The following is a 26,672-nucleotide window of genomic DNA, read 5'->3' as shown; positions in this document are numbered from 1 at the left end:
CTCCTGCTCCCGCGCCGTAATACGAATTGGACGTATGGCTGAGCAATTGTCCCGTAACTGGTCCCTGCTGCGTCAAGCAGTACGTCCGACCTTGTTCGGGGGCAGATCTGCCCACAGACACAGTAATCAGCAAACTGCTGGTCCGCCCGATCTTGCTGCAGCGAGTTCGATGTCCGCGGGTTGAAATCAGACATGAGGGACAATGGCCGAAGATCGCCGATCACGTCGGTGGAGATTCCTCGACGGGTAACACGATCGGACTCATTCGAGTTCAGACAAGGACTATCACGATGGCAATCGACTACACCCGACGTTCCGGCGAGTCCACACCGTCGCAGGCACCGGTCAGCCTGAGCAAGATCACGCTCACCAAATCCGCGCCGACGGTCAACCTCGCGAAGGCTGGTGAACGACAAGGCAATATGCGCGTGAACCTCAACTGGTCGCAGGGAACACCACCGAAGAAGACCGGATTCCTCGCCAAGCTCGCCGGCGCAGGCTCCGGAGCGGTCGACCTGGACCTCGGCTGCCTCTACGAACTTGCCGACGGGTCCAAGGGCGTGGTCCAGGCCTTGGGCAACAGTTTCGGTTCGCTGACTTCCCCGCCCTACATCTCCCTCGACGGCGACGACCGCAGTGGCGCGAACACCGGCGGCGAGAACATGCACGTCAATCTCGGTGACCCCAGCGCTTTCCGCCGAATCCTCATCTTCGCGATGATTTACGACGGTGCCCCCAACTGGGCGGCCGTTGACGGCGTCGTCACCCTGTACCCCACCAACGGACCCGAGGTGGAAGTACGACTCGATTCGGCCAGCAACCAGGAACGGCTGTGCGCAATCGCTCTCATCCAGAGTTCAGGTCAGGGCGTGACGGTGACCCGTGAAGTGCAGTACATCAACGGCAGTCAGTCCGATCTCGACCGTGCGTACAACTGGGGTATGAAATGGGCTGCCGGACGAAAGTAGGTGTCGCGGGCGGGGTGTCCCCCATCCGAATGACAATGTCCGAATCGTCCACAATGTCGCAAGTTACTGGATAGTGTCGAGAAGTGGGGTCGGACATGAGGGGTCACGCTCGACACCGATAGTGGGTCGGTGACGCTATGTGCTTGGCGACGCCGACGTTCGACAGGAAAGGCCCTCGATTTCCCCCGAGATCGAGGGTCTTTTCGTATCTTGCATCACTGTTCGTGCCATCTTATTAGTTGATCGTTAAACTAAGCGTTCGTCCAACATGCACCGATGGAGAACGTGAATGTCCACGAATTCAGATCGACGCCCACGCCTGCCCGTGAGAATCGCCTACCTCGCCGCAGGAGTCCTCTTTGTCGCCGCCATGCTCCTGCTGGCAAGCGTCGTGAACCCTGATCGGGACCGCGATTTCTCGATGAACCACGTCCCCGCGGGGACGTCGACGACCGCCGTCGTCGCCACGTTCGACCTCGGCTAACGAAGGTACCGGTACGTAAGTGGCGCGCGTCACGAACTGTGGGTAGTTTCAACGCCGATGGTTCGCCGTAGGTCGGTATTGAGAGGGACGGCAAGCCACTGCCCTGCCTGGTTGCCCCACCCAAACAGGCAGGGCACCCCTTCAACTCCACCGACTTTTCTGCGGATCCACGCCGACACACTCTGGCGTCCGGACGGTTTCACCACAGCGCCTGCAGTAATGGGTCCGATGCCCGCCATTCTCGGTCGAGGTACACCCGCACACCTCCCAGCCGACAAGGCAGGTGTTCGCCGTGAGTCGGTGTCCGTTCGGGCAGCGGTCCGGGGATCGCTCGGTCAACCGCATCTTCACATTTTCGCACACATGTTCGACGCCTTGGTACTGCAAACGGAAAATTCGATTGCACCGCCCGCTTCCGGTCGGCCCGAGCGCAACTATCCCTTCCGTCACTTCGGTCTGATTTAATACGAAGGCTTTGTCGGGGGTTTACCAATGTCCGAAGTTGTCGAGTTTCTGCGAGCACACGCAGGCGAACACGGGGTTGAACTATGGGTTTCTTCAAGAAGGCGGCTGTGACTGCTCTAGCGGTCGCTGCAGTCGGAGCATCAACAGGGATCGCATCAGCTGATCCGTCGACCGACGTGAACTACGAAGCGAAGATCGTCGACAAGTCGATCGTCACCACTATCGACGCCGGGCTGTTCAAGGTATCCGGCGACGGCAAGTCTGTCGTCTTGCAGGACAGCAAGGGAGCCGACCTTGTTTCGTTGCCTCTCGCATACAACCTCGGGGATCTGCAGTTTCCCTTCGATCGCACGATCAGTGAAGACGGTAAGACCCTCACGCTGACCCCGATCACCGATTCGGCGAAGGCCACTCCTCGGCCCGAGAGTGCGCCTGCTGCAAAGGATTGGACGCCCGTCGCCTCACCCGAGGAGAATGATCGGGCGATTGCGCACTTCCAGAGCCAGCTCGGTCTCGGCACTCAGGTCGGCAGCCTGCTCGGCACCATCGTCGGCGCCGGAATCGGTTGCGCTGTCGGTGCTCCGCTGGGCTTGACCATCGTCGGCCTCCCCGTCGCTGCGGCACTGTGCCTGGGTGGTCTCGCAACGGGAGCCGGAATCGGCGGTGTCGCCGGAACGATCCTCGGCGGCGGCGGCGCGGCTGTCGTAGCCGGCATCGACCTCGTCAACACACTGAACGCCCCTGCCGGAACGACGGTCTGGGCTCAGTAGCGACTGGAAGGTCAGTCGCTACGCGGTGCCCCCAGTCGGACTCGAACCGACACTTGACGGATTTTAAGTCCGTTGCCTCTGCCAATTGGGCTATGGGGGCCGTGCCGCACCCGACTGGTCGGGTGCGGCAGGGATCAGACTATCGGGTGGGTCTGAGCTATCGACATCGCGATGCCGTCGAGGATGTCGTGTTCGCTGACAACCAGTTCGGTGATCCCGGCTTTGGCTTCGAATGTCTGAGCCAGCACCGTGGTGATGATCGCTCCGCCACCGATGACGTCCACCCGCCCCGGATGCATCGGGCCGAAGGCGGCGCGATCAACCCGAGGCATGGCGGTAAGACGCTCGCACACCTCGAAGAGTTGCTTGAACGGAATCCTCGACAGGTGCACCTTCTCGGCGTCGTACTCCGGAAGATCCTGCGCGATCGCGGCCAGCGTCGTCATGGTTCCAGCGACACCCACCCACGTGTGCGCCTTCTCGACGGGGACGACCTCGAACGCCTCGGCAAGTTTTGCAGTCGCAAAAGTCGTCGCCTCGGAAACCTGCTCTGCCGTAGGCGGATCCGACGGTAGGCACCGCTCAGTGACGCGCACACAGCCGATGTCGGTGGAGTACGCGGCCTGGACACCCGACGCGTCGCCGAGGACAACTTCGGTGGATCCGCCGCCGAGATCGACCACCACGAAGGGGCCCTCGGACGGATCAAGTTCTCCCACAGCACCGCTGAACGAGAGTCGCGCCTCTTCGTCGCCGGTGATCACCTCGGCTCCGGATCCGGGAATGACCGCACCGAGCACGTCTCGCGTCATCGTGAAGAAGTCTTCGCGATTCGCAGCGTCGCGAGTAGCCGAGGTCGCGACCATCCGAACGGCGGTTGCTCCGGCATCGGCGATCATCGACGCGTACTCGACCAGCGCGACCCGGGTGCGTTCGATGGCCTCGGGCGCGAATGTCCCTGTCGCATCAACGCCTTGACCCAGTCGCACGACGCGCATCTCGCGCCGGACATCCACCAGACGACCGTCGGCGCCGACGTCGGCGATCAGCAGTCGAATGGAGTTGGTACCGCAATCGACTGCGGCAACACGGCGAGTCACCGGTCGGCGGTGTCGGCATCGTCGATGCCAGGCCAGTCCGCGGGAATTGCAGTACCGCGCAGCTTCCCGTGGCCGGCCAAGGCAACGGACTCGTCACCGAGCGGATTCACGCCGGGACCCTTGGCAAGCGAATGCGCCATGAGCACGTGCAGGCACTTGACCCGATCCGGCATCCCACCACCGGCAAAGTCGGTTCCGAGAGATTCGATCGCGTCCCGCTCGGCGAGGTACGACTCGTACGCCCGGCGGTAGGCCGCGGCAAGCTCGGGATCCTGGGTCAGACGTTCGGTCATCTCACGCATGACGCCGGCGGATTCCTGACGGCTCGCTTCGGCAGTCAGTCGCGGGTCGGTGAGGTAGTACAGCGTCGGGAACGGTGTTCCGTCCGGAAGTTTGGGGGCGGTCTTGACCACGCCGGGCTGACCGTCCGGGCTGCGGTACGCGATCTCGATCACTCCGCGTGGCTCACGGCCCAATTGAGCGGCAACGGCGTCGAGGTCCGCTTGTGAAACCTGTGGGGAATTTTCGGACGTGTTGCTCACCCGGTGGGTACTCCTTGTTCTTCTGGCTCGATCGGCGCCAACGGCATCGGAGCCGGTGTCGTCGTCTCGGGAACCACTGGCGGTTCCGAAATCGTCTGCCACAGATCGCGATACCACGGACCTGTCAGCGGTGTTTCCTTTTCCTGCTTCTTCTCGGGTTCCTTGTAGTCGCCGGGAAGCTGAACCTGAAACGGGGTCTCGCCCGGTTTGACGTACCGAAGGCGTTCTCGTGCAAGAGCTTCGATGTAAGCAGGGTCGTCGAAGCGTGCGTTCTGGCCTTGCAGCTTTCGCAGTTCTTCCTCGAGCACCTGGCGTTCGGCGGCCACCTGCGCGGCATCGGAACGCTGGCTGATGTAGGTGCGCAGCGGTACTGCCAGTGTCAGCGCCAGCATGAGGACAACCATCGCGAGCACAACGGCCCGACTGGTGGACAAGCCGAAAATGGTGTTGTCCGACTTCGGAAGCCGAGACCAGAACTTGTTGGTTCCGCTCTTCCCCCGAGCCGACTTCGACCCACGCGCCGACGACTTCTCGGCGGAACCCCCCGGTTGCGCGGGGTCTGACACAGTGGAATCGACTGCTGCCGGATCTACCGAAGGTTCCGACACGCGTGGGCGTCGGGCGCTGTCCCGACGCGCACGCGACGGTGTGTCCCCACGACGGGAACCACGACCCCCCGGACTTCCGCCGGGGGATCGTGGTTTACCTCGCTGTGCAGACACTACTGAATCTTAGATTTCCGTCAGGCCTCGAAAGCGAAGCGCGGGAACGCAACCTCGCCGGCGTAACGTGCTGCGTCGCCGAGGTTCTCCTCGATACGCAGCAGCTGGTTGTACTTGGCAACGCGCTCGCTGCGTGCCGGAGCACCGGTCTTGATCTGGCCGCTGCCGACGGCAACTGCGAGGTCGGCGATGGTGGTGTCCTCGGTCTCGCCGGAACGGTGGCTCATCATCGTCTTGTAACCGTTGCGGTGAGCGAGATCGACGGCGTCGAGGGTCTCGGTCAGGGTGCCGATCTGGTTGACCTTCACCAGGAGCGCGTTGGCCGCACCCTTGACGATGCCTTCTTCGAGGCGCTCGGGGTTGGTGACGAAGAGGTCGTCGCCGACGAGCTGGATCTTGTTGCCGATCTGATCGGTGAGTGCGACCCAGCCGTCCCAGTCGTCTTCGTCGAGCGGATCCTCGATGGAGACGAGCGGGTAGGCGTCGATGAGCTCGGCGTAGAACGCTGCCATCTCGGCCGCGGTGCGGTTCTTGCCTTCGAACTTGTAGCCGGTGCCGTCGGTGTAGAACTCGGTGGCGGCCACGTCGAGAGCGAGCGCGACGTCGGTACCCAGCTTGAGGCCGGTCTTGTTCACGGCGATCGTGATGAGGTCGAGCGCTTCTTTGGTGCCTGCCACGTCGGGCGCGAATCCGCCTTCGTCACCGAGACCGGTGGAGAGGCCCTTCTCCTTGAGAACCGACTTCAGGGAGTGGTAGACCTCGGCACCCCAGCGCAGCGATTCCTTGAAGCTCGGTGCACCGATGGGAGCAACCATGAACTCCTGGACGTCGACACCGGTGTCGGCGTGCGCGCCACCGTTGAGGATGTTCATCATCGGGACGGGGAGAACGTGAGCGTTGGGGCCACCGACGTAGCGGAACAGCTCGAGGCCCGAGGACTCGGCAGCGGCGCGAGCCACGGCAAGCGAGGCACCGAGCAGAGCGTTTGCGCCGAGACGCGACTTGTCCGGGGTGCCGTCTGCATCGAGCAGCGCCTGGTCGACCGTGCGCTGCTCGGTTGCGTCGATACCGATGATGGCCGGAGCGATCTCGCCGAGCACAGCCTCCACGGCCTTCTCGACGCCCTTTCCGCCGTAGCGTGCGCCACCGTCGCGCAGTTCGACGGCTTCGTGCTCACCGGTCGAAGCGCCGGACGGCACCGCGGCCCTGGCGAAACTTCCGTCTTCGAGCAGAACCTCGACCTCAACCGTGGGGTTGCCACGGGAATCAAGGATCTCGCGAGCTCCGACCTGCTCAATACTGGCCACTGTGTGGTTCTCCTTCGAATGGGCTTCGCATTGGGGCACGCTCTGCGTGCTTGACACTTGGGCTCCGACCCCTCCGGTCGAAAGAGGACCACGATCGCGGCTGGGCCTCTGCAGTGCCAGCACCTCTGTAGTGCCAGCACACAGCCTAACCGCACGGGCCGAAGGCTTCTTTATCGACGCGCGGTCACGGGCCCGACCTGCGGATCGATCACCGTCAGTCCGGCCGTACCCCGACTGAATACGCCGACGCACGATCACGAACGAGGGCGAGATAGTCGCCCGAGAGGTTGTACGCCATGAGCGCCTGCTGCCACCCGGCAGCAGTCGTGAGATCTCCCCCGCGTGCACACAGGTAGCGGGCGGCGGTGAGGGCAGCGTCGTCGATGTTGTCGGGGTCCACCCGGCCGTCACCGTTGGCGTCGACTCCCCATTTGAGCCATGTCTCGGGGATGAACTGCATAGGCCCCATCGCGCGGTCGTGCACTGGATCGCCGTCCATCGTCCCGCCGTCGGTGTCGGGAATCTCGGCAACTCCCGGGCCACCGTCCAGAGGGATTCCCCGGATGATCGGGGCGACCTGGCCCGAAGCGTCGACCGACGAACCGTCGTAGGTCCCGTGGCGGCTCTCGACGCTGCCGATACCGGCCAGCGTTGTCCACCCGATTCCGCAGCTGGGAAGCGTCTCGGCCATGACCGCAGCGGCGTACCCGTAGGCCTCGAGTGCCGTCGTCCCGATCCCGATGTCGTCCGACAATCCCGCTGCCCAGTCGGCGAGTTGATCAGCACTGCGACCGGGAGCATTGATGTCGATCGGCGGCGTCGGAGAGCCGGTACCTGGGGGTATGCCTTCCGGAATGGCTACTTTCGGTTCGTTCGATCCACAAGCCACGACGCCTGCGCCCAGTAAAGCTGTTCCAGCAGCTACTGCTGCTACGGCTCGAGAGAGACGCCGGGGACTTCTGCGGGCAGCGGGAGTTCGGTACACCCTTCCATCATCCACATGCCAGCGAACTACTCCCGAATCCGTTGGTAAAGAACAGCAAAAGTACAGGTCAGGGCATGGTTCACCACCGAATGTGGAGTATCTTCTTCTGAGTTAAGGCTGGCCTAGCCTCAGTCGTTCGTCAGAAGCTGTTGCACTCACTCAGTCAGGAGTCGCCCGTGCCCGTGTCGGTACTCGCTGCCGCGAGCACACCGTCAGTTGCCACCCAGTTATTCGGTAGTGGCCTGATCGGTCTGCGCGAAGGCCTCGAAGCGGGCATCGTGGTGATGATTCTCGCCGCCTACCTCGTGAAGGCGCAGCGCAAGGACGCACTCAAATGGGTGTGGCTCGGCGTCGCGATCGCCGTCGCGATGGTGGCGATCATCTTCTTCGCGATCCACTACGGAACCTCGACGGTCGACGGCTTGACCGCCGAGATCATCGCAGGTGTTGCCTCCCTGATCGCCGTCGTCATCGTCACGATCATGGTCCTGTGGATGCGCACGGCTGCGAAGAACATTTCCGGAGACCTCAAGGCCGGGATGGAAAAGGCTCTCGTTGCAGGCCCGGTCGCCATCTTGTCGCTGGCGTTCTTCGCGGTCGGTCGTGAAGGCGTCGAGACAGCGTTGCTCATGGTCGGTTACGCCGAGAACACCGCAGGCAGCTCCTGGCCGCTGGTCGGGTTGCTCCTCGGAATTCTCTTGGCCTCCGTCTTGACCGTCGCCATGTACTTCGGCGCCCTCCGTCTCAACCTGACGACGTTCTTCCGGTACACGGCGATCTTCCTCATCGTCGTTGCCGCCGGAATCCTCTCGTACGGTGTTCGCGCTCTACAGACCGGAAACGTCCTGCCGGGCGGATCTTCTCTCGCGTTCAACCTGACACCCGGTTACGACCCGTCGACCTGGTACGGCACCGTCCTCGCCGGAATCTTCAACTTCCGACCGGATCCGACGGTCCTGCAGGCCGCCGCGTGGCTCGTCTATCTCGTAGTCGTCCTCGCGCTCTTCCTGCGTCCCCTTCCGCCCAGCCCTTCGGAGCCGGCAACCCCGCCTGCGCACGACACACACGTTCCCGAGAAATCCTGAGAGGCACTACCGACATGCGTAAATCCACCCTCGTACTGGCCACGGCTGCGGTACTACCCTTCTCTCTCGCCGCGTGCACCGAGAAGACGACGGCGAGCGACGGCGACATCGTCGTCACGGCCACCGACGATTCGTGTGACGTCAGTGCCACCACCGGAACCACTGGCAGTTCGACGTTCCAGGTGACGAACAACGGCTCGAAGGTCACCGAGTTCTACGTCTTCGCCGAGGGTGACCGAGCGATGGGCGAAGTCGAGAACATCGGCCCCGGCCTTACCCGGCAGCTGATCGTCTCTCTTCCCGAGGCTGCGACCTATCAACTCGCGTGCAAGCCGGGCATGGTCGGAACCGGCATCCGTCAGGACTTCGTCGTCACGGGCGATTCGCAGGCGGCCACAGACGAGAGCGACCAACTCACCGAAGCTGCCGACGGCTACCGGCGGTACATCCGCAGCCAGATCGTCGCGCTGCAGGACACCGCAGCTCAGTTCGTCTCCGCCGTTCAGTCCGGCAACGTCGACCAGGCGAAGGCACTGTTCCCGATCGCACGTACCTACTACGAGCGCATCGAGCCCGAAGCCGAGAGCTTCGGCGAACTCGATCCCAAGCTGGACCTGCGTGAAGCGGACCTGGAGCCCGGTCAGGTCTGGACAGGATTCCACCGCCTCGAGAAGGACTTGTGGGTGACCGGACTTCAGCCGGATACCAACGCGGTCGCCGACCAGCTGCTCGAAGACATTCAGTATCTTGCCGATCAGGTGAACGCCGAGGACTACACGATCGATCCCACCAAGATCGCCGGCGACGCTCAAGGGCTGCTCGACGAGATCTCGACCTCCAAGATCACGGGCGAGGAAGACATCTTCTCGCACACCGACCTCTGGGATTTCCAGGCCAACGTCGACGGCTCGCAAGCGGCGATCGCGGCACTGAACCCGATTCTGCAGGAACGTAATCCCGAGCTCGCCCAGCGCATCGCTGACCGATTCGCCGACCTCGACGCTGCGCTGGCGCAGTTCCGCGTCGGCGACGGATTCGTGTACTACGACACCGTCACCGAGGCACAGCGTCAGGAACTTTCGCGTAAAATCGATGCCCTGTCCGCCGAGGTCAGCCAGGTCCAGGAAGTAGTTGCGGGACAGTAGATGACAGATTCACCAGAAGGCACACCCGCTGCGGAAAACCCAGCGCCGCATGCAGTCTCACGGCGCCGACTGTTCGGCGCCGTGGGAGCCGGGGCGGTCCTGGCCGGTGCCGGCGCCGTCATCGGTCGGGTGACCGCCGACCAGAATTCCGGCACCGATCACGCAGACGTGGTGGCCTTTCGCGGCGAACATCAGGCAGGTATCACGACGCCTGCCCAGGATCGCATGCACTTCGTCGCGTTCGACGTGACGACGAAGTCGCGCGACGAACTGATCACGCTGCTGCAGACGTGGACGGCGATGGCCGAACGGATGACAGCGGGTCAAGAAGCAACCGAGGACGGAGCGACCGGCGACGGACCGTACGCGCCACCGAGCGATACCGGCGAGGCGCTCGATCTCGCGCCGTCGCAACTCACCCTGACCATCGGATTCGGACCGTCACTTTTCGACGACCGTTTCGGGCTCGCAGACAAGAAACCTGCTGCCTTGCTCGATCTCCCCCACTTCCGTGCGGACAACCTCGATCCGAATCGCAGCGGGGGCGACATCGCCATCCAAGCGTGCGCCAACGATCCCCAGGTTGCCGTCCATGCGATCCGCAACCTCGCGCGAGTCGCGTTCGGGACCGCGTCGGTCAAATGGTCACAACTCGGATTCGGACGAACGTCCTCGACCTCGACGACGCAGGCGACACCACGAAATCTGTTCGGGTTCAAGGACGGAACAGCCAACATCAAGGCAGAAGACCCGGACGCACTCGCCCAGCACGTCTGGGTTGATCCCGCCGACGATCAGGCCTGGATGGCAGGCGGATCATTCCTCGTCGCCAGACGAATCCGCATGCTGATCGAGCAGTGGGATCGCGCAGTACTCAAGGAACAGGAAGCCGTGATCGGCCGCTCCAAACGCAGTGGAGCGCCACTCGGCGGCAAAGACGAGTTCGACGAACTCGATCTCGATTCCAAGATGGGACACGACTTCGTCATCCCGGAGGATTCACACGTGCGTCTGGCCTCTGCCGAGGAACTCGGTGGGATTCAGATCCTGCGCCGCGGATACAACTTCACCGACGGCTCCGACGGCTTCGGCCACCTGGACGCGGGACTGTTCTTCGTTGCGTACTGCCGGAATCCGGTCGAGCAGTTTGTTCCGATGCAGCAAAACCTTTCACGACACGACGCGCTGAACGAATACATCCAACACGTCGGTTCTGCCGTCTTCGCGTGCCCCGGTGGTCTTGCCGACGGCAAGGACTGGAGTTCCCAGCTGTTCACCTGATGCGCGTCACCGGTTTCAGTATCTCCACGAACGCACCAAATTGACCGGTGCCCGATTCCGCTCGGTCAGTGGATCGATTGCCTTGGTCGTGGTCGGCGGCAGCAACTCGGAGGTAGGCACCGGCGCGACAATCGCCGTTGTTTGGGTCAGCGGTGGTTCCGCCTGCGCAGGATCCGAGAACGGGCGCAGCACCGCCCACGCGAGGAAGCTGGTCAGTGCAACCAGCGAGAACCCAATGCCCACAAGGATTTGCATTCGCCCAAGCCCACCAGAAGGAAGCGAATCCGATTCCGTGTCTTCTTCGGTTTCACCGACACTGCGCACCACGGCCTGATCGGAAGACCGTTCTACCGCATCCGTTGCGATTTCCGAGTCAGAGACGCCCGAAACCGAGACTTCCGAAACCGCGACTTCCGAGCTGAGGTGCTCCTGATGTAAGACCTCGGCTATCAATGCTGCACCCTTGGCCGAGGCGAGCTCGGGCTCGGCCGGCCTGATCACCGGTACCGAAAACTCCCGCTCGAGCATCTTCTCCACCAGTGAAATTCGGGCGCCTCCTCCGACGAGAACCAAAGCGTCAGGGACACACCGGGCTCGTGCCGCAACTTCTCGGATCACCATCAGCGTGTCCTCGACTTCCCGCGTGACAACCGAATCGAAACGGATGCACATGGACTCGGGAACGGGCATCACCTGCGCACGACGGGAGCCACTGGCGAGGTATTCCTTGACTTCGCGGGCGTCGAACGCTGCATCAGCGTCGAGGGCTGCATCATCCGTGGTTGCGGAGAGTAACTCCGCGACTACCCCGTCGAGCCTGTCACCGGCGAGCGCCGTCGACCGCGTGGACGCGATCGTTATCGCGGTTCCGATCTCGATCATCGAGACAGTCACCCCCGTTCGACCGATGTCGAGAACTGTCAGTAACCGAAAACCTTCGGCCGCACCCGAAGTCCGTACCAGCGCGACAACGGCCACCGCTTCCGACACCGTGACAACACCCTCGATACCTCGGGCACGCAGTTCTGATTCGAGCGCCACGTTCTGCCGCTCGTCAGGAACCGCGATGACCGTCCGTGAAGTGTCCCCGCGAACCGCAGCAACTAGGTGAATCGCGGCTGTCCTCACCGGAGAGGCGTCGTGTGCGTCTACCGTCCGAGTCAGGAATCGACTGCTCGCGGATCCGGTTTCCGGCTGGGAGTCGGCCCGAACAATACGAACCGATGCAGCGCCCAACGACGCACCGAACACTGGATCCATCGCTGTACGCACCCCCATATCCAACTCTTGCACTGCTTATTCGTCGCAAAACATACTTGCGGTATGTTATCCGTAGCGGGAAGTTTACCGGATCCTCGGGAAACCGGAGAACTACGCGAAACTGGCAGGCTGAATCAATGTGTGGAGAGGTCCTTGAACAAGTCGATGGCCAACATGACAAGCGTGATGTCCGCACTACACGTCCCCCATCTCACCCCGCTGGAGACAACCCCTCGACACTTCCGCCACCGCCAGACACCGACCGGGATTCGCACGATTGACACTTGGATTCCAGGCCCAGGCGACAGGGCTCTGTTCGCCTCGATTCACCTGCCTTCGGATGCAGCCGTTCGCGGCGCCGTCGTCATATGTCCACCCCTTGCGAAGGAACACATAAGCGCTTACCGGGGACTGCGCCAACTCGCCCAAGAACTTGCCGAACACGGATTCCTCGCGCTTCGTTTCGACTATGCAGGACAGGGTGATTCATCCGGCTGTCAGGATGACCCGCTCGCAGTTGCGCAATGGCAAGCCAGCGTTGCGGCAGCCGTTGCGTACGCGCGGCGCGCGGGCATCGAGTCCATTGCCGTCACAGGTTTGCGCGCAGGGGCACTGATCGCGGCGGCCGCCGTCGATACGCTTGGCGACCTACGTGCGATGGTGTTGTGGGATCCGGTCATATCCGGTCGGTCCTACGTTCGCGAACTAACTTCGCTGTACCGCGTTTCGGTCGACGACGACCCTCACCACGACGATTGCACGTCCATCGTCGGCGGCGTGCTTGATTCCGCTGCGGTGAAAGACCTTTCCGGACTCGACCTCAGCACCTTCGATCCGGGTTCCTCGACGAAGGTCCTCGCCGCGATTCGCCCTGAATTCGCTGCTTCGCCCCGTACTGTTCGGATGCTCGAGCGATCCGGCGCAGAACGCATGTTCGTCGAACGCCAGAATCAGTTCGTATCCCCCAGCAGTTTCGTGCTCTCGGTGCCAACGCACGACATCAAACAGATTTCGAGTTGGGTGTCACGTCAATTCGGCGAGGACAAAACTTTCGTCGATCCAGAGATCACGTCGGCGGCGCATGTCTCGACGACTGACGACGGCGAAGAAGTCTGGGAAACCTTGGAAAGACGGTCCACCGGATCACTCTTTGCAATCTCCACCGCCTCCCGCACGACTACGAGTCACGCTGCCACTGCGGTCTTTCACAGCACCGCGAACGAACACCGGATCGGGCCGGCCAGACTGTGGGTCGAGTCCGCTCGAACTCTCGCAGCGCACGGCATCCGCTCGGTTCGCTTCGACAGGATGGGCACAGGAGACAGCGGAACTGTCCTCACCGACGAGAACACCCCCATCGTGTCTCCGGAAGCGCGCCGCAATGTGTTGGACCTGATTGACACTCTCGACGTACCGCCGTCGCGCCGGATGCACATCGGAATGTGTTCCGGCGCATGGATGGGTGCCTACGTGGCAAGCCAGCGCGGCGCACGGTCCGTGGTGCTTCTCAACATCGTGAATTGGTCGATCAACAATCGACGACCACCAGTGAAGAAAGCACATGTCGATGCAATGGAGTCTGACGTTGCAAACCGAATTTTCGTCGTGGCCAGAACAATTCGCAATGCCGGACGACGAGCCCAGCGGTACGTGCCTTACCCCGTGTGGCTCGGTCTCGGCTTCCTCGGACTGGTCAACGCCCCTGAGTCGATGCTTCGCACTTTGACCCGCCGCGGGACAAAGACCGCAGTGTCCCTCGCGCCTGAAGACGAAGCGTGGTTCGAGGCGAACAGAGGCAGACAAGGTGTCACGCGTCTTTCGAGCTCGAAGAATCCCCCGCACGTCTTGTTCTCAGGCTCCGGTGATCACAACCTGTTCCATCGCAGTTCGCGAGAACGCGTCGGCCGGTTGATAGTTGCCTCTGCACTCGATGCGTTCGGAGACCGAAGACGCGCCGTGTCGAAGCACGACAAGGAGGGAATCGGAGCATGATGCGCACGTCTACCCGGGACGGAATTCGAACGTCGTCCTACGTATTCGTAGTCGTTGCAGCGACAACCGCGGCGCTTCTGACCGGTTGCACTTCCGACACAGCGCCCGCAGAACCGGCTCCGACGTCCGCACCTCTTCCCTCGATCAGCGTCGACGCCGTCGCGGCCAGAGGCAAACTTGAAAGCACGTCCGCGTTCGACAACGTCGATCCACTGATAGTCGGCGTGGGCGCGACTGCCCACCAGATCACGTACCGATCAGCTTCAGGCACGGACGGAAGCTCAACGATCGTCTCTGGAGTCGTCTTCGTTCCGGAAGGCGATCCACCACCCGGCGGGCGGTCTGTCGTCACCGTCGGTCACGGCACAACGGGAGTGACTGCGGAGTGCGGACCTTCTATGCACCCGGATCTCCTGGGCTACGCGAGTACGATCGTCCCTTTGATGAAACTGGGATTCGTCGCAGTCATGACCGACTACCAAGGGTTGGGTCCGGCAGGCGGCATCAACCCGTACCTCGATCCGAACACCAGCGCGTTCAACCTGATCGACGGAGTTCGCGCGGCGCGAGAAATGGTCCCGGACACGTCCGCGAAATGGGCAGGACTCGGCGTGTCGATCGGTGGGCAAGCTACATGGGCGGCGGCAGAGTTGTCCGGTTTCTACGCGCCCGAATTGGATTTTGTCGGATCGGTAGCGCTGGCTCCGGCCGCAGATCTTTCCAAGCTCGCCGACTTGGCCCAGTCGCAGTGGCTGACACATGAACAGCAGATCATGATGTCGTACGTCGTATCTGGGCTGACCATCGCTCGACCCGGCACAGATCCAGGCAACTACCTGCACGGCGCGCTGTCGAGTAACTCTGAGATGTGGTTGGCATGTGCGGGTCCGGCGTTGAAAGAACGCGGCGAACAAGCATCACGACTGAATCCCGCCGATACCCTGCCAAGCTCCGACGACGCCGTAGCAGTCTTGCGCAACTGGCTCACATCGATCGCACTTCCGCAGCGTCCGGCCGGAGGTCCACTCCTGGTGATCAACGGCGACGCTGATCAGACGATCCGCCCGCGGTGGGTGCAAGAGGCCGTCGACAATGCCTGCGCGTTCGGCGATTCGGTGCAGCACATCGTCAGGGCAGGCCAAACTCACAACAATCTGGATCCGGGGTCGGAGACCGCAGTTTGGCTCCAAGCGCGCTTCAGAGGCGAGCCACCTCCGTCGGACTGCTGACTATGGTCGAAAACTCGAATCGACCAGGTACTCCATGTTCTGAACCGCAGGAGTGGATGCGACGTCGGAATGTGCCTTCACCGAAGACACTTCCGTCCCGTTCCGAACCACGCTGACCGAGACGGCGCCGACTGCAGAGGGAACTGTGCAGATATCCATCCCTGAATCTGCGCTGCATGTGGTCGTCGTACCTCCGGCCGTAACTTTCACTTCGGCACCATCGACCAATAAGGTCAAAACCTCGATCGTGTCGCGAACCGGGGACGACTCCGCACGCAGAATCATCGGCGATACCGAGGGTAGTGTGGGTTGCGCAGACGACAACTGGTTCCGATAGGTGACGTACGCGACGTCACGTGTAATCGCCGGTGCCGTTCCAGTTTTGAACCAGTCGACAAAATATGCGTTCAGATCGAGCAGCGCACGACCGTGCCCCTCGCTCGGTGCAAACGCCGTACCTTCGCTGTAGTCGTTCCACGAAATTAGTTGCACCCATTCGCTATCCGATTCGCGCGCAATCTGCCAGGTATTTCGGAGATTCCCGGTGTTCTGCGCTTCGTCGAAAACCGATTGGCTGGGACGCGCATCCTGGAATGAGACCGACTGCATCCATATCTTGCCGAGAGCATGCGCTCGGTTCGCTTGATCCAGTGGCGAGCCTATCCCGGTGTCCGTCACTGGATTGAAGGAAGGGTTACGTCCACCCCACGTCGACATTCCGTAGCTTATCGACGCGAATGAATCCATATTTGTGGTGGAGTTCAGGAAGAGCGGAACGAAAGCTACCTCGATCCCGTAGCGGGCCTTCATGATTTCGAGAAACTGCGACCACCACGCCGGGTCGTGCTTCTCGGCAAGAAACGGCGAAATGACCACCCGGTTGTCCGTCAATCGAAAAACCGACGGCGCTGACGCATACTGCGACAACTCGCCTGCCAGATTCGCGGGGTCCAATGTGCCGAGTTCGCCGTTCATATCCGGCATCAGCATTATTTCGAACGCAGGATCAACCGCAGCCGAAGCGGCGAGAAGTTCGGACGGAACGGAAGAAGTCCACAACGAATTCGACGACTTCGTCAGAATGTCAACCGAGAAGCCACTGATTCCCGCGTCGATTGCCTGCCGCACTTCGTCTTCGAGATCTCGCTGCCTCCACTGTGGGTCCGCTGAAACGGGCCGTGGTTGTGGCCGGTCTCGCAGAAACCCTCCGAATGCGGCGTATGCGCCCAGTTCACCGTTCGGATTGAGATACTGATTGGCGTAATAGTCTTCGCCCGACGGTAGGTTGTCGATCGAAAGGGGATACGGCGGGAAGTAGTGCGCAAAGACCACCTTTCCGATCGACTGTCCGTTGACCGGAAGCTCGACGGCGGGATGTGAAGACACCGCCTCGTCAACCCTCGCGTTTCGGTCCACTCCATCAGAGAGCCTGAGGCCGGCCGCTACGAGAAGCGCTGACGATACCAGCGCAATGCCGACGGCAACTGCACGAAATTTCCTGCCTCGCGAACCTTCGATACTCACCCCTGCCGCTCATCGGTCGACAACTTGTCGCTCGAGCGGTTTGCCTTCGGCACGACTTTCGTCCGGAGCATCGAGCGCGGGATTGCCACTGTGGGACTGTCAAGATCACTCCGCGTGTAGCGCTCTTCGGTCTCCGCCGGCTCCCATTCGTCGAAATCGATTCGCACATCGTCGGCAAAAGATTCACCCGAATCGGCCGAATCATGCTTGTTCACTTCATTCTTCCCCGTCGAACCCATATCAGGTTCCGTACGGACCAACTGCGCAGCGGCTCCCCGCTCGACGGGAGGCCACGCGCCGACTGGTTCATTCGACGTGTCCTTCACCGGAGGCTCGTTCACCGAAGGCTCGTCGACCACGATCACTCGGCTACGGCCCTTGACCGATCCACTACGTCCAGCACCCGCCAGCACCGCACCCAATAAGTTCGCGCCGGCAGCGCGCAGAGTCGTCACTGCCCCTTCAACCTCGTCCACCGACGAAATACTCTGTGTTGAAACAAGAACCACACCGTCGACGACTGAGCCGATCACAGCCGAATCGGAATAGAGCGACAAAGGTGGACCCACGATGATCGTGTATTCGAATTTCTCGGTGGCCTCTACCAACACCTGACGTGCTGAGGTCGACGCGATGGCGTCAGCGGAACCGGATCGTATCGAGCCGGCGGGCAGCAGAGTCAATGAGCGACCAGGTACCTGAACGAGCACGTCCACGAGCGGAATTGCGCCGGCAAGTACGTCGGAAAAGCCGGCTGCCGGCGTCATCCCCAGGTATGAATCCAAGCTCGGCGACCTCAAGTCACCGTCCACCAAAAGCACTCGACGTCCCGCTTCGGACAGGACGATCGCGAGATCGGCCGCAAGGCACCCCGCAGGCTCCGAGTACCGCGGCGAGGTGACGAGGACCGAACGGATCGCGTCGGCACTCGGGCCGGCGAACTCGATACCTGTCCTGAGCTTGCGTATCGACTCGGCATAGGCGGTCCCGCCGTCGGCGGGGAACGTCAACGCGTGAGATCCCCGCGAAGCCGATTCCGGAACTGTCGCCAAAATCGGTACGCCCGCAACGGCTGAGAGCATGGAAGCACTTCGAACGGAACGATCGAGCCGCCCAAGGAGCACCCGGACGCCGACGCCGACGACCAGGCCACCGACGAGGCCGAACAGGGACATCATCACGAGATTCGACCCCCCACTGGCATCTTCGGCGTTGGCCTCGGTGACCACCTGTACAGACGTATTCGGACGTCCACCACCGTTAGGGGTCTCCAACTGCCCGACATATTGTGCAAAATTCTTCGCATACGCATTGGCGATACCGGCCGATCCTTCGGCCGTCGAATCCGTGACAGAGACTTGCAAGAGCACGGTTTTCTCCACTGCTGCCGCCGAAACCTGCGAGGCCAACTCGTGTCCGCTCATTGGAAGACCCAGGTCGTCGATCACCTTGACTGCGAGATCGTCGCTCGAAAACAATTGGGCATAGGTCGCCGCTCGTTGTTGAGAAAACAGATCGCCCTGATAGGCGCCGGCCGAGTCGGCACTGATCGGCGAGCCAATGAAGAGCACAGTTGTCGACGTGTACGAAGACGGACTCGACATGGCCATGAATGCACCGAGGATCAAGCCGAACACCGCGAAAACAGGTATTGCCCACCCCCGCCTCAGGATTCGCGCGGCAGAGCTGAGTGCATTCATGTGTTCGCCTTTCTTGGAGACCGCTGTGTGCGTGTGTCTCCGTCGCGCCGGGGCGTGTGACTTGCCACCGAGTCAGTTGTGTCGGGCCGACCGCCGGGCAACACTGCCCCTCTCTGCCCTCGGCGTGTGGTGGCCAAGAGGACCGAACCTTCGATTTTCGCGCCTGCGATCTCCAGATCGTGAATCTTCGTCATCAACGCCTGCCTGCTCGTCGAATGAGATTGAACGACAAGGATTATCGAACGGCATACCTTGGCCAATCGGCTCGAATCAGCGTACTGCGTCCCGCCGGAGTCGAAGACAACCACAACATCGAACCTGGCACTCAGATCTCGCAACATGCGTCCGAACGACTCCGACTCGAAGACTCGCTCGGGACTTTCGGTCGGCGAACCGCTCCGGAGGAGAGTCGGCTGCAGTGGTGTCGAGATCAGAACATCGTCGAGGACGCTGTCCGACATGACGATGTCGGTGACCCCCAACTCGATATGTGCACGCGAGGATCGGAAGTTGCAGTCGACGAGAACCACCGAATACCCGAGAGCGCAAGCAGCATCGGCGATACCGCCACCTGCGAACCCACTGATCTCCCCCTTGTCGGCAGCGGTCACGAGCACAGGTGATGCAGGCGTGCCTGCCCCGATGAGATCTCGGTTGAACTGCAGTCGCTCGAAAGAACTCCTCACTGCCGACTGAGCACCTTCCTCGGCGGCAAATCCCCTGTCACCGACGTACGGGATGGACTCGAGCACGGGTAGACCCGTCCAGGCCGCCAATTGGTCGATACCTTGAACTGCTTTCGACCTTGCAGCAGCCAAGATCACACCAGTCATTCCAACCATCGATCCGACGACCAACCCCAGAAGAACGTTCGGAATCGTCTGCGGGCCAGACGGGCTCGTGGGTGCTGACGCCGTGACGACAGTCAGCGGCTGAACCGTCGGGATCAAAGTCCCACTCGGCGTCTCGAGCCGCCGGATCGTTTCGTTCATCTCATCCGAAGCCGCATTCGTCAGTTGCAGCGCCCGATCTGCACTGTCGGCGGTCCCGGAGATTTCGAGCAACACGGTGTCGGGCACAACGCGAACCGAAATGACTTCGATGTCACGAAGACCATTCTCGCCCAGGCGACTTGCGACACGGGCAGAGAAGTCGGCACCTTCCGCCAGACGCGTATATGTACCGGCTCGTTGCTGCGAGAACTCGTCACCTTGGAACGGGCTCGAATCGGCATTGCCCAGAGTGGTCGGTGTTCCCCAACCTGGTGTGGTGAGGAAGAGTTCGGTCGAGGACTTGAAAGTGGTCGGCGTGAGCAATGTCAACAGAACGCCTGCCAGCAGGCCGAGCACTGTCGAGATGCCCACGACAATCCACCTGTCACGAAGGACTTCGAAGAAGCCGGACGGGTTCATCGGAGAATTCCCCCATCGGGCGCGCCCTCGCGAATCACACCGGAGGTAGTCAGCGATTCCACCAGTTTCTGAGCAATCACAGCATTCCCCACTGCATTCGGGTGCACACCATCCTCGAATTTCAATGACGCGAGGTCGACGTCGGCGTACCAACCGTCGGCGACAGGATCGATCACGGTCGCCGCTACCGATTCCCCGTAACTTCGCAGCGCTGACACGAATTGCTCGTATCCTTCGTACGGCACTGGTGTGACGTAGGTCGGCACGATGATCACCAGACGCGCATCCGGCCATGCGTCCCGGACGGCATCGATGTACGACGTCATGACGGGAAACAAATCCATCGGAGTCATGTGCAGATCGTTTCGCCCACCGTCCACGAAGATGATGTCCGCTCGATACCGCTCGATCGACACTGGTAGGCGATTCGCGAATCGTGTTGTAGTTCCCTGATACTCCGGGGCGCCGTCGTTGGTGAAACCGGTGCTTCCCTGTGCATCGACATTGCAGTTCCACCCCATCCGGACGCAGATGATTCTCGGGTACGCCCCGAGCCCGATTCCGTTGATACCCGCAGTGAAGCTGTCGCCGAACCACATCGATGCCGGCGCCGTGTCCGGCTGCAACTGAGGAACCGTTGTCGCTGTAGTGAGGGCGGAACGGCCGTTTTCGGCAGCAGAATTCTGACGCACGGCCAGCGCTGTCGCACAGACGACCAATACCACCAGCAAAGCAAGACCCGTGATTTCCAGCGGGCGGCGACGGGCAGAGATTCTCGACGAGAATCGGCTCGTCCGAGTCATCGAGTCGCCTCCCGTCGTGAGACGAAGAATGCACAGCCGATGATGACGAGGAAGTACGACATCGCTTGCAGCAGTGACCCTCTGAGAAGAATGATCAGGTAGAAGGGCAGTATGCAGGCAAGAATCGTCGGCGCCCTGGACTGGTGCAGCGACATTTCGATTCTTCTGTCCTGAATCCCTGCGATCAAGCCCAGCGCGACCATTCCGGCAATCAACGCGATCCACCCACCGTTGACGAACAGCTCGGACCACAACGGCGCAGAAAGGTTCTTGACCGTGTAGTTGCGGCTCTCTGCGAGCAGGATGCCCGTGTCCGTAGCTTTGCCGGGCCAGATGGTCCGCGGAATCCAGAAAAGAACAACTCCGAGTGCCTGCTTGCCATCGGTAACCCCGTGCGTATTCACAAAGTTGACGGTGTTGTTGACCTGCGCAAATGCGTCGTAGTCCGGAGACGTGAGCGATTCGAGAGGCGAGCTTGTCTTGAACTGTGCCGACGTGCTGTATCTGAACGCATCGGCGAGCGGAAAGACCAGGACAAGTGCCGCCACGGCAAGCAGGGCAACCACACGGAATCGAACGCGGGTCGCGAAGAGTCCGAAAAGTGCCGCCACGGCGAGTGCTGCAGTACCGAACAGATACCTCGCACTCGAGATCGGATTGAACGTCAACAACAGCACGGCTCCGAGCACGATGGCGCAGAGAAGAAACAGACGATCCGATCCGGGATTCTGATCACGGTATTTGACCACCGCGATGAATGCGACGAGCAACGACATCATCGCGACGGCGCCGATGATGCTGGCGACCGTGGATTGCCCCAGCGACGCACTCGCCTGCTCCACCACCGCACTTCGGCTCGACAGAAGCGTCCCTACACCGAGTTTCTTGATGTAGTACGCGTTGGCGACCAGGGCGCAACCGGCAAGAATCAAAACCCGAACGGGATCCACACGCACACTTGTGGCGTTTCCCCATCGCGTGTCTCTGATTCGACGCCAGACCGCACCGGAGAACACCAATCCCACCAGGAAGCCGACGATCCCCAGAAGGACGATCGAGACCGCTGTCGAGTTGAGGGAGGGATCCACTCGCGGCGTCGTAGGAGGAATCTCCCGCAGGCGGAGCTGAGCAAGTGGGGCAAGACCCATGAAGACATAGGTGAAGACCCAGAACGACATCTCGACGAGCCGACGAAAGCCCTCGCCGACAATCCACGCGTAGCGCAATCCCGAAATCGTTGTGATGGCAAGTACCGCCATCCACACGCGCCCTGGCGGTGTCGGAGTGAACTCGACGACTGCGAAAGGCACGATGATCACCATGATCACCGCGGTCCAGGTCGCAATCAGCGGTGGCATCAACGAGTCTTTCCGACTGACGTCGAATTCCGCGAACTCGTGAGGCTTTGACCGCCCGCTGAAAAGTGTTTTCACGTGGTCGTCCCGGCCAGTGTGCCTGTACGTGCTCGGCGCATGTCGCCGGGTTCGGAACGATCGACAGTGGACGGCACGATCGCAGGGCCTTCACGGCCAGAGTGCTTCCGCTGGGCAGCAACCACCAGGCAGACTGCAACCAGGATGGACGAGAGCGCCAGTCCGATCGCGACTCCGACCGCGGTTCCAGTGAGGGCTGCAGCCGCACTGCAGATGACAATTGCCGTGAGACTCTGGACGATTCGCAGTTTGAGCAGTCGGCCACTGGCTCCTTGAGTGCGGTATAGATTGTAAACGCCCGCTATCCAGCAGATCGCCGCGTACTCGAGTCCGAGAAACGGCAGAACATGGCGGGCCTCGGCCCAGGACTCTCCGAGAACGACCCGGCCGAGTGCATCCGGAAGGAAGGGAGCGGCGAATCCGATCGTTGCCGCCATCGCGGACGTGAGCCACGCTGCATAACGCAGTGTGCTCCACACCTGGCGCGCGGTATGGCCGGCCCGAACGGATTCGGGAATGACGATCAGTGGAAGCGAACTGATCAGCACGGCGAACGGACCAAGGACGGTCACTGCTCCGCGCAAAGACGCCGCAGCCACTGTTCCGATGAAGGCTGTGGACACCGCGACGATCACGATTGCCGCCAATTGGTCGATACCGCTCTCGAATCCGAACCGGACTCGATGAGTCCAGAACGACGCCCACCAGCGATACAGACCAGTCAGTCGCGGTAGCGTCTGTACGCGAATCATCAAGTAAACGAGTGCCAGCGCTCCGGAGAGGGACCACAGCCAGATCATCTCGGCGATCGAAAGTGCCTCTGGTCTAATCCAAGTCACGACAAGCACACCGAAGGCCGCACTCGCCCACAACGCGTCGCTGAAGAACGCGTGTTCCGGTTCTCCCATCGACATCGAGGTGAACCGCAACGCATCCTGCGTGAGAACAACCGGCGCGGCGACGGCGTATGCAATCCCCACCTGCGGTTCGTGTAGGAAAACAGAAACTCCGAGGGCAACGATCCCGACTACGACTCCGAAGAAGGCCGCACCCAAGATCGCGTGTCTGCTCTCGGTGCGAATCCTGTTGCGGCTGTATGCACTCATCAACAGCAGCGGAGTGCCAACTGCGCCTCGAACGAATCCGAGCGCAGCCGTGAGGATGGAGAAAACGAGGATCGCCAGGCCGAACTCACTCACCGACGACGGGCCGGCCATTGCGAACAGTATCAGCGCATTGCTGACGCTGGACAGTACCTGATCACCCGCGCTGAACAGCACGCGCAGTTTGAGACCCGCCACGTCTCTCACCTCCCCCTTGCGCTCGCTGCATTCCAAGACCTCGATGTTCCGCGACCGAGATTTCAAGACCGAGATCAATTTGAAACCATCGGTCGGCTCAGTTCACTCAAAACAGTCTATAGGATTGTTTACTGCGAAGTAGCCGAGGAGTACGAAGTGCCTGCAGACGCACCGTGGGACGCAGGTTTCCGCTATCGCTCGCCGAAGTGAAATCCTGTTTCCATCGTCACGTCGGCACCCGACAGGCCAGCGGCAGTTTTCACCGCCGCAATCAGTGAGGCCTTCGCGACATGTCCACCGGAATGACTGAACGTGCAATCGGAGACGTTTCCAGTCGCCCGAATGTTGATCGACATCGCGTTTGCGGCGTAGGTCTGCATGCCACCGGAGTACACGAGCCGACCATCACGCTTCGCATACGGCCGGTCGGCCGGGAGACGAAAACACGACATACTGGTGGTCAGAGGCTGTTCCGCGATCTCGCCACCTTCGCCGAATCCACCACCGGATCCGTGCCTGTAGTCAGCTGCGCGCGTGACCACCTCACCTACTGATCGACGGATCAGCGCCTCGCCCGACCGAATTCGCGACGACAGTTCGTGCGCCACGTCAGCAGGGTCGTCGACCGACCAGTCGGCTCGAAATGGTATGTGACTGAATGCATTCCCATCGGTGAGCCCGAGAACTGGGGAGTACGACCGAAGGTCCGCCACCACGTGATGACTCTCGTGCGCCCCACGTTCCAACGCGGCAAGTAGTGCGCAGTAGAAGTAGACCGACGGCAATTTGCGATCAGTCCTGCCTTCGAGCCGAGCGAAATACCACCACGCGCGTGAGTCCAATGCATGCATCCCCGACTCGTCCGGGCAAGCCACCGGGCGCGGAACCTCCTTCCGCATACCGACAATCTGACGTATCGCTCCGAAAGATGCTTTGGGGTGAGCGACGGACATCCGAAGTCCGCCCTCGACGATCCTCCGCGCAGTCAACGGCCGCCGGTCCTGCCGAACTGGCGCACAGTCAGGACTCAACCCACTCAATGCCAGAAAGAGTCGTTCCGACTTCGGCATGAACACCGTCTCGTCACCGAATCGGTGCGAGTAGATCAGTCCGAGCATTCCGGCACTTACGACCAACACGATTGTCGACGGGTCGACGAGGCGGCTGTTATGGAAGAAACTCACGAAGACCTTGTCGAATTCGTCGACATCGACTGTGTCGAACTCGTCGGGGAGATCGCCAGCCGCGTCGTCGAGCACCAGGTGCTCGGATTCGATTTCGGATTCATCGACTCGGCGCACCAACACGACGCGCACACGGACCTCGTCCTCGGGATCGAAAACACTGCTGATCCACACCGAAATCGCGTCGTCGACCACTGACGGTACAACTGTCGCAAACGCCTGCTGAGTATTGCAGCAGTAGATGTTCCCCCACGGATCAGACCTCATCATTTCCCCTCTGCCGCCGAATACACAACAAACCGCAAGACGGTCAAGGTGTGATCGAACATTCACGCAGACCATTGCGTGAGCACAGAATTGCACACGGTGCGAGAGCGCAGAATCCGGACCCGCCCGGACGCACACCACCCACCTCGACCCAACTATCACCAGAATCACATCCATCCAGTTATTTTTTGGCTAAATCGGTCGTTCAGGCGGTCGAATGCCGGGCATTCATCTGAGCGATTCGCCCATTTTGTCGAGTTTGGCCAGCCGACCGGGTTGATAAACCGCCCTACTGGGGCTTAAATAGCTTGAATAAAACCGTTTGACTGTTTCGCGCGCCATTTCCCAACCGGAGGTTCGTCATCAGTACACAGACCGACCAGATGCACGACTACCCTGGCGGCGCTTCGGCGATTCCCGAGTTACCGACAAGTGCCACCGTCGGCTCGCTGAACATCACAATCCTCGGAATCAACTACGCGCCGGAAACCACGGGGATAGCTCCGTACATGACGGACCTTGCCGAATCGCTCGGTGAGCGCGGGCACGAGGTGCACGTCGTCACCGGTTACCCGCACTATCCGGCATGGGAAATCGACACTTCGTATCAGGGGCGGTCGATAGACGAGATCGTGAACGGCGTTCACGTTCACCGACGCCGCCACTTCGTCCCGAACCCACCGAACGCGTTGGGACGAATCAAAATGGAGCTGAGTTTCGGCGCACGCGCAGCCAGTTCCGGGTGGAACACACCTGATGTGATCGTGTGTACCAGTCCGGCATTGCTGGCCACTGCGATGGTCCTCGGACGTGCTCGGCTGACGCCCAATCGCCCGGCAATCGGGGTCTGGGTCCACGACTTGTACGGACAAGGTGTCGTGGAGACCGGCGCGATGACAGGCCGCAGTGCCCGCGCAACGTCTCGGCTAGAGGCGGCTGTCGTGAAGTCCGCCGATGGAATCGCTGTCGTCCATGACCGTTTCGTCGACCACGTCGTCAACGAACTTCACGTCCCACGCGAACGAGTCACCGTCGTTCGGAACTGGACGCACGTAGCACCGATCGATGTCGAGGATCTTACCGCCGCACGCACCAGATTCGGGTGGTCGCCCGATGAAACCATAGTTCTGCACACCGGAAACATGGGTGTAAAGCAAGGTTTGGAGAATGTGGTCGAGGCGGCTCGACTCGCCGACGAGCAGAATCTACCGATCCGATTCGTTCTGGTCGGTGACGGCAATCAGCGACCGAACCTCGAAGCTGCGGCAATGGGAGTCAATCGAATCGACTTCGTGCGGCCACTCGACGACCAGGACTTCCGCACTGCCATGGCCGCCGCTGACGTTCTACTGGTCAACGAGGCACCCGGAATCGTCGGAATGGCAGTGCCGAGCAAGTTGACGTCGTACTTCAGCAGCGGTACCCCGATTGTCGCTGCGACCGACGTGGCATCCACGACTGCTGACGAAATCCGTGCTTCCGGTGCCGGCGTCGTCACTCGGAACGGTGATCCCGCCGGCCTGCTCACCGCAGCCCTGCAACTCGCGGGCGACGCAGAGACCTCCGCCAGACTTGGCGCAGCCGGGGTCCGTTACTGCGCTACCGCGGTCGGCAAAACCGCGTCCATCGACAAATGTGAACAGTGGATCCGCGAGCTGGTGGCCGGCCGCAATTAGTACGCGAGCCACTCGGAACAACACCTCACACATCTCG

General features: G+C 61.3%; 22 protein-coding genes and 1 tRNA gene. 9 read left to right on the top strand and 14 right to left on the bottom strand.

The genetic code is table 11. The annotated features are described in order from the left end of the window. The first annotated feature begins 290 nt into the window (after positions 1 to 290). The 3 genes from G8767_RS25225 (at position 291) to G8767_RS25215 (ending at position 2,687) form a co-directional block, all read left to right on the top strand. Positions 291 to 968, top strand: a complete 678-nt coding sequence (locus G8767_RS25225; RefSeq protein ID WP_166812495.1) for a tellurium resistance protein — start codon at positions 291 to 293, stop codon at positions 966 to 968. A gap of 289 nt (positions 969 to 1,257) precedes the next feature. Then, positions 1,258 to 1,452 (top strand): hypothetical protein, encoded by a 195-nt coding sequence (locus tag G8767_RS25220; RefSeq protein ID WP_095972168.1) that lies wholly within the window; start codon positions 1,258 to 1,260, stop codon positions 1,450 to 1,452. Positions 1,453 to 2,000: 548 nt separating this feature from the next. Further along, a complete protein-coding gene (locus G8767_RS25215) occupies positions 2,001 to 2,687 on the top strand; it encodes a hypothetical protein (RefSeq protein ID WP_095972166.1) in 687 nt (228 codons plus the stop codon). Between the two features lie 26 nt (positions 2,688 to 2,713). Here G8767_RS25215 and G8767_RS25210 read toward each other — a convergent pair. The 6 genes from G8767_RS25210 to G8767_RS25185 form a co-directional block, all read right to left on the bottom strand. Continuing rightward, positions 2,714 to 2,787 (bottom strand) — tRNA-Leu (locus G8767_RS25210). Between the two features lie 34 nt (positions 2,788 to 2,821). Further along, a complete protein-coding gene (locus G8767_RS25205; protein WP_166812493.1) occupies positions 2,822 to 3,787 on the bottom strand; it encodes a Ppx/GppA phosphatase family protein in 966 nt (321 codons plus the stop codon). After that, on the bottom strand, positions 3,784 to 4,329 hold the full coding sequence (locus tag G8767_RS25200) for a DUF501 domain-containing protein (protein WP_020908542.1): 546 nt from the start codon (positions 4,327 to 4,329) through the stop codon (positions 3,784 to 3,786). The genes G8767_RS25205 and G8767_RS25200 overlap by 4 nt, the downstream gene beginning before the upstream one ends. Further along, entirely contained in the window at positions 4,326 to 4,937 is a 612-nt protein-coding gene (locus tag G8767_RS25195; protein ID WP_166812491.1) for a septum formation initiator family protein, read from the bottom strand. Before G8767_RS25195 ends, G8767_RS25200 begins: the two co-directional genes overlap by 4 nt. 134 nt (positions 4,938 to 5,071) lie before the next feature. Further along, positions 5,072 to 6,358, bottom strand: coding sequence for a phosphopyruvate hydratase (gene eno, locus G8767_RS25190; protein ID WP_003946309.1), 1,287 nt, complete (start codon positions 6,356 to 6,358; stop codon positions 5,072 to 5,074). A gap of 214 nt (positions 6,359 to 6,572) precedes the next feature. Then, the gene (locus G8767_RS25185) at positions 6,573 to 7,262 is read right to left on the bottom strand and encodes a lytic murein transglycosylase (RefSeq protein ID WP_240952784.1); all 690 of its coding nucleotides are present in this window, start codon (positions 7,260 to 7,262) and stop codon (positions 6,573 to 6,575) included. 263 nt (positions 7,263 to 7,525) lie between these two features. Here G8767_RS25185 and efeU point away from each other — a divergent pair, with 263 nt between their 5' ends. Genes efeU through efeB form a run of 3 tightly spaced genes read left to right on the top strand, consistent with a single transcriptional unit; the run spans position 7,526 to position 10,854 of the window. Continuing rightward, entirely contained in the window at positions 7,526 to 8,428 is a 903-nt protein-coding gene (efeU, locus tag G8767_RS25180; RefSeq protein ID WP_166812552.1) for an iron uptake transporter permease EfeU, read from the top strand. 14 nt (positions 8,429 to 8,442) lie between these two features. Beyond that, on the top strand, positions 8,443 to 9,573 hold the full coding sequence (gene efeO / locus G8767_RS25175) for an iron uptake system protein EfeO (protein ID WP_166812489.1): 1,131 nt from the start codon (positions 8,443 to 8,445) through the stop codon (positions 9,571 to 9,573). Then, the gene (efeB, locus tag G8767_RS25170; protein ID WP_166812487.1) at positions 9,574 to 10,854 is read left to right on the top strand and encodes an iron uptake transporter deferrochelatase/peroxidase subunit; all 1,281 of its coding nucleotides are present in this window, start codon (positions 9,574 to 9,576) and stop codon (positions 10,852 to 10,854) included. 15 nt (positions 10,855 to 10,869) lie between these two features. Here the strand turns inward: efeB and G8767_RS36585 are convergent, their stop codons facing one another. After that, positions 10,870 to 12,126, bottom strand: coding sequence for a hypothetical protein (locus G8767_RS36585; protein WP_206029763.1), 1,257 nt, complete (start codon positions 12,124 to 12,126; stop codon positions 10,870 to 10,872). Between the two features lie 141 nt (positions 12,127 to 12,267). On the opposite strand from G8767_RS36585, the gene G8767_RS25160 reads away from it, so the two are divergent. Beyond that, a complete protein-coding gene (locus G8767_RS25160) occupies positions 12,268 to 14,106 on the top strand; it encodes an alpha/beta hydrolase (RefSeq protein ID WP_166812483.1) in 1,839 nt (612 codons plus the stop codon). Next, positions 14,103 to 15,335 carry a lipase family protein gene (locus G8767_RS25155; RefSeq protein ID WP_166812481.1) on the top strand — a complete coding sequence of 411 codons (1,233 nt, stop codon included), beginning with the start codon at positions 14,103 to 14,105 and terminating at the stop codon, positions 15,333 to 15,335. Before G8767_RS25160 ends, G8767_RS25155 begins: the two co-directional genes overlap by 4 nt. On the opposite strand, the gene G8767_RS25150 is transcribed toward G8767_RS25155, so the two are convergent. The 7 genes from G8767_RS25150 to G8767_RS25120 form a co-directional block, all read right to left on the bottom strand. Beyond that, positions 15,336 to 16,721 carry a glycoside hydrolase family 71 protein gene (locus G8767_RS25150; RefSeq protein WP_346843035.1) on the bottom strand — a complete coding sequence of 462 codons (1,386 nt, stop codon included), beginning with the start codon at positions 16,719 to 16,721 and terminating at the stop codon, positions 15,336 to 15,338. It lies immediately after the preceding gene. Positions 16,722 to 16,855: 134 nt separating this feature from the next. Further along, a complete protein-coding gene (locus tag G8767_RS25145; protein WP_124567097.1) occupies positions 16,856 to 18,559 on the bottom strand; it encodes a polysaccharide biosynthesis tyrosine autokinase in 1,704 nt (567 codons plus the stop codon). After that, a complete protein-coding gene (locus G8767_RS25140; protein ID WP_124567098.1) occupies positions 18,556 to 19,971 on the bottom strand; it encodes a hypothetical protein in 1,416 nt (471 codons plus the stop codon). The genes G8767_RS25145 and G8767_RS25140 overlap by 4 nt, the downstream gene beginning before the upstream one ends. Then, on the bottom strand, positions 19,968 to 20,774 hold the full coding sequence (locus G8767_RS25135; RefSeq protein ID WP_095972154.1) for an SGNH/GDSL hydrolase family protein: 807 nt from the start codon (positions 20,772 to 20,774) through the stop codon (positions 19,968 to 19,970). Before G8767_RS25135 ends, G8767_RS25140 begins: the two co-directional genes overlap by 4 nt. Beyond that, on the bottom strand, positions 20,771 to 22,132 hold the full coding sequence (locus tag G8767_RS25130) for an oligosaccharide repeat unit polymerase (RefSeq protein WP_206029762.1): 1,362 nt from the start codon (positions 22,130 to 22,132) through the stop codon (positions 20,771 to 20,773). Before G8767_RS25130 ends, G8767_RS25135 begins: the two co-directional genes overlap by 4 nt. 71 nt (positions 22,133 to 22,203) lie before the next feature. Then, positions 22,204 to 23,508 carry a hypothetical protein gene (locus G8767_RS25125; RefSeq protein WP_143538692.1) on the bottom strand — a complete coding sequence of 435 codons (1,305 nt, stop codon included), beginning with the start codon at positions 23,506 to 23,508 and terminating at the stop codon, positions 22,204 to 22,206. A gap of 191 nt (positions 23,509 to 23,699) precedes the next feature. Further along, the gene (locus tag G8767_RS25120) at positions 23,700 to 24,959 is read right to left on the bottom strand and encodes a hypothetical protein (protein WP_124567101.1); all 1,260 of its coding nucleotides are present in this window, start codon (positions 24,957 to 24,959) and stop codon (positions 23,700 to 23,702) included. Between the two features lie 383 nt (positions 24,960 to 25,342). On the opposite strand from G8767_RS25120, the gene G8767_RS25115 reads away from it, so the two are divergent. After that, positions 25,343 to 26,635: a glycosyltransferase family 4 protein gene (locus tag G8767_RS25115; RefSeq protein WP_124567102.1), complete on the top strand. Its 1,293-nt coding sequence runs from the start codon at positions 25,343 to 25,345 to the stop codon at positions 26,633 to 26,635. Positions 26,636 to 26,672: the final 37 nt, after the last annotated feature.

It is taken from the genome of Rhodococcus sp. IC4_135 (genome assembly GCF_011602025.1).
Taxonomy (GTDB): Bacteria; Actinomycetota; Actinomycetes; order Mycobacteriales; family Mycobacteriaceae; genus Rhodococcus_F; species Rhodococcus_F baikonurensis.
This window is presented reverse-complemented; position numbering and strand designations above follow the sequence as displayed.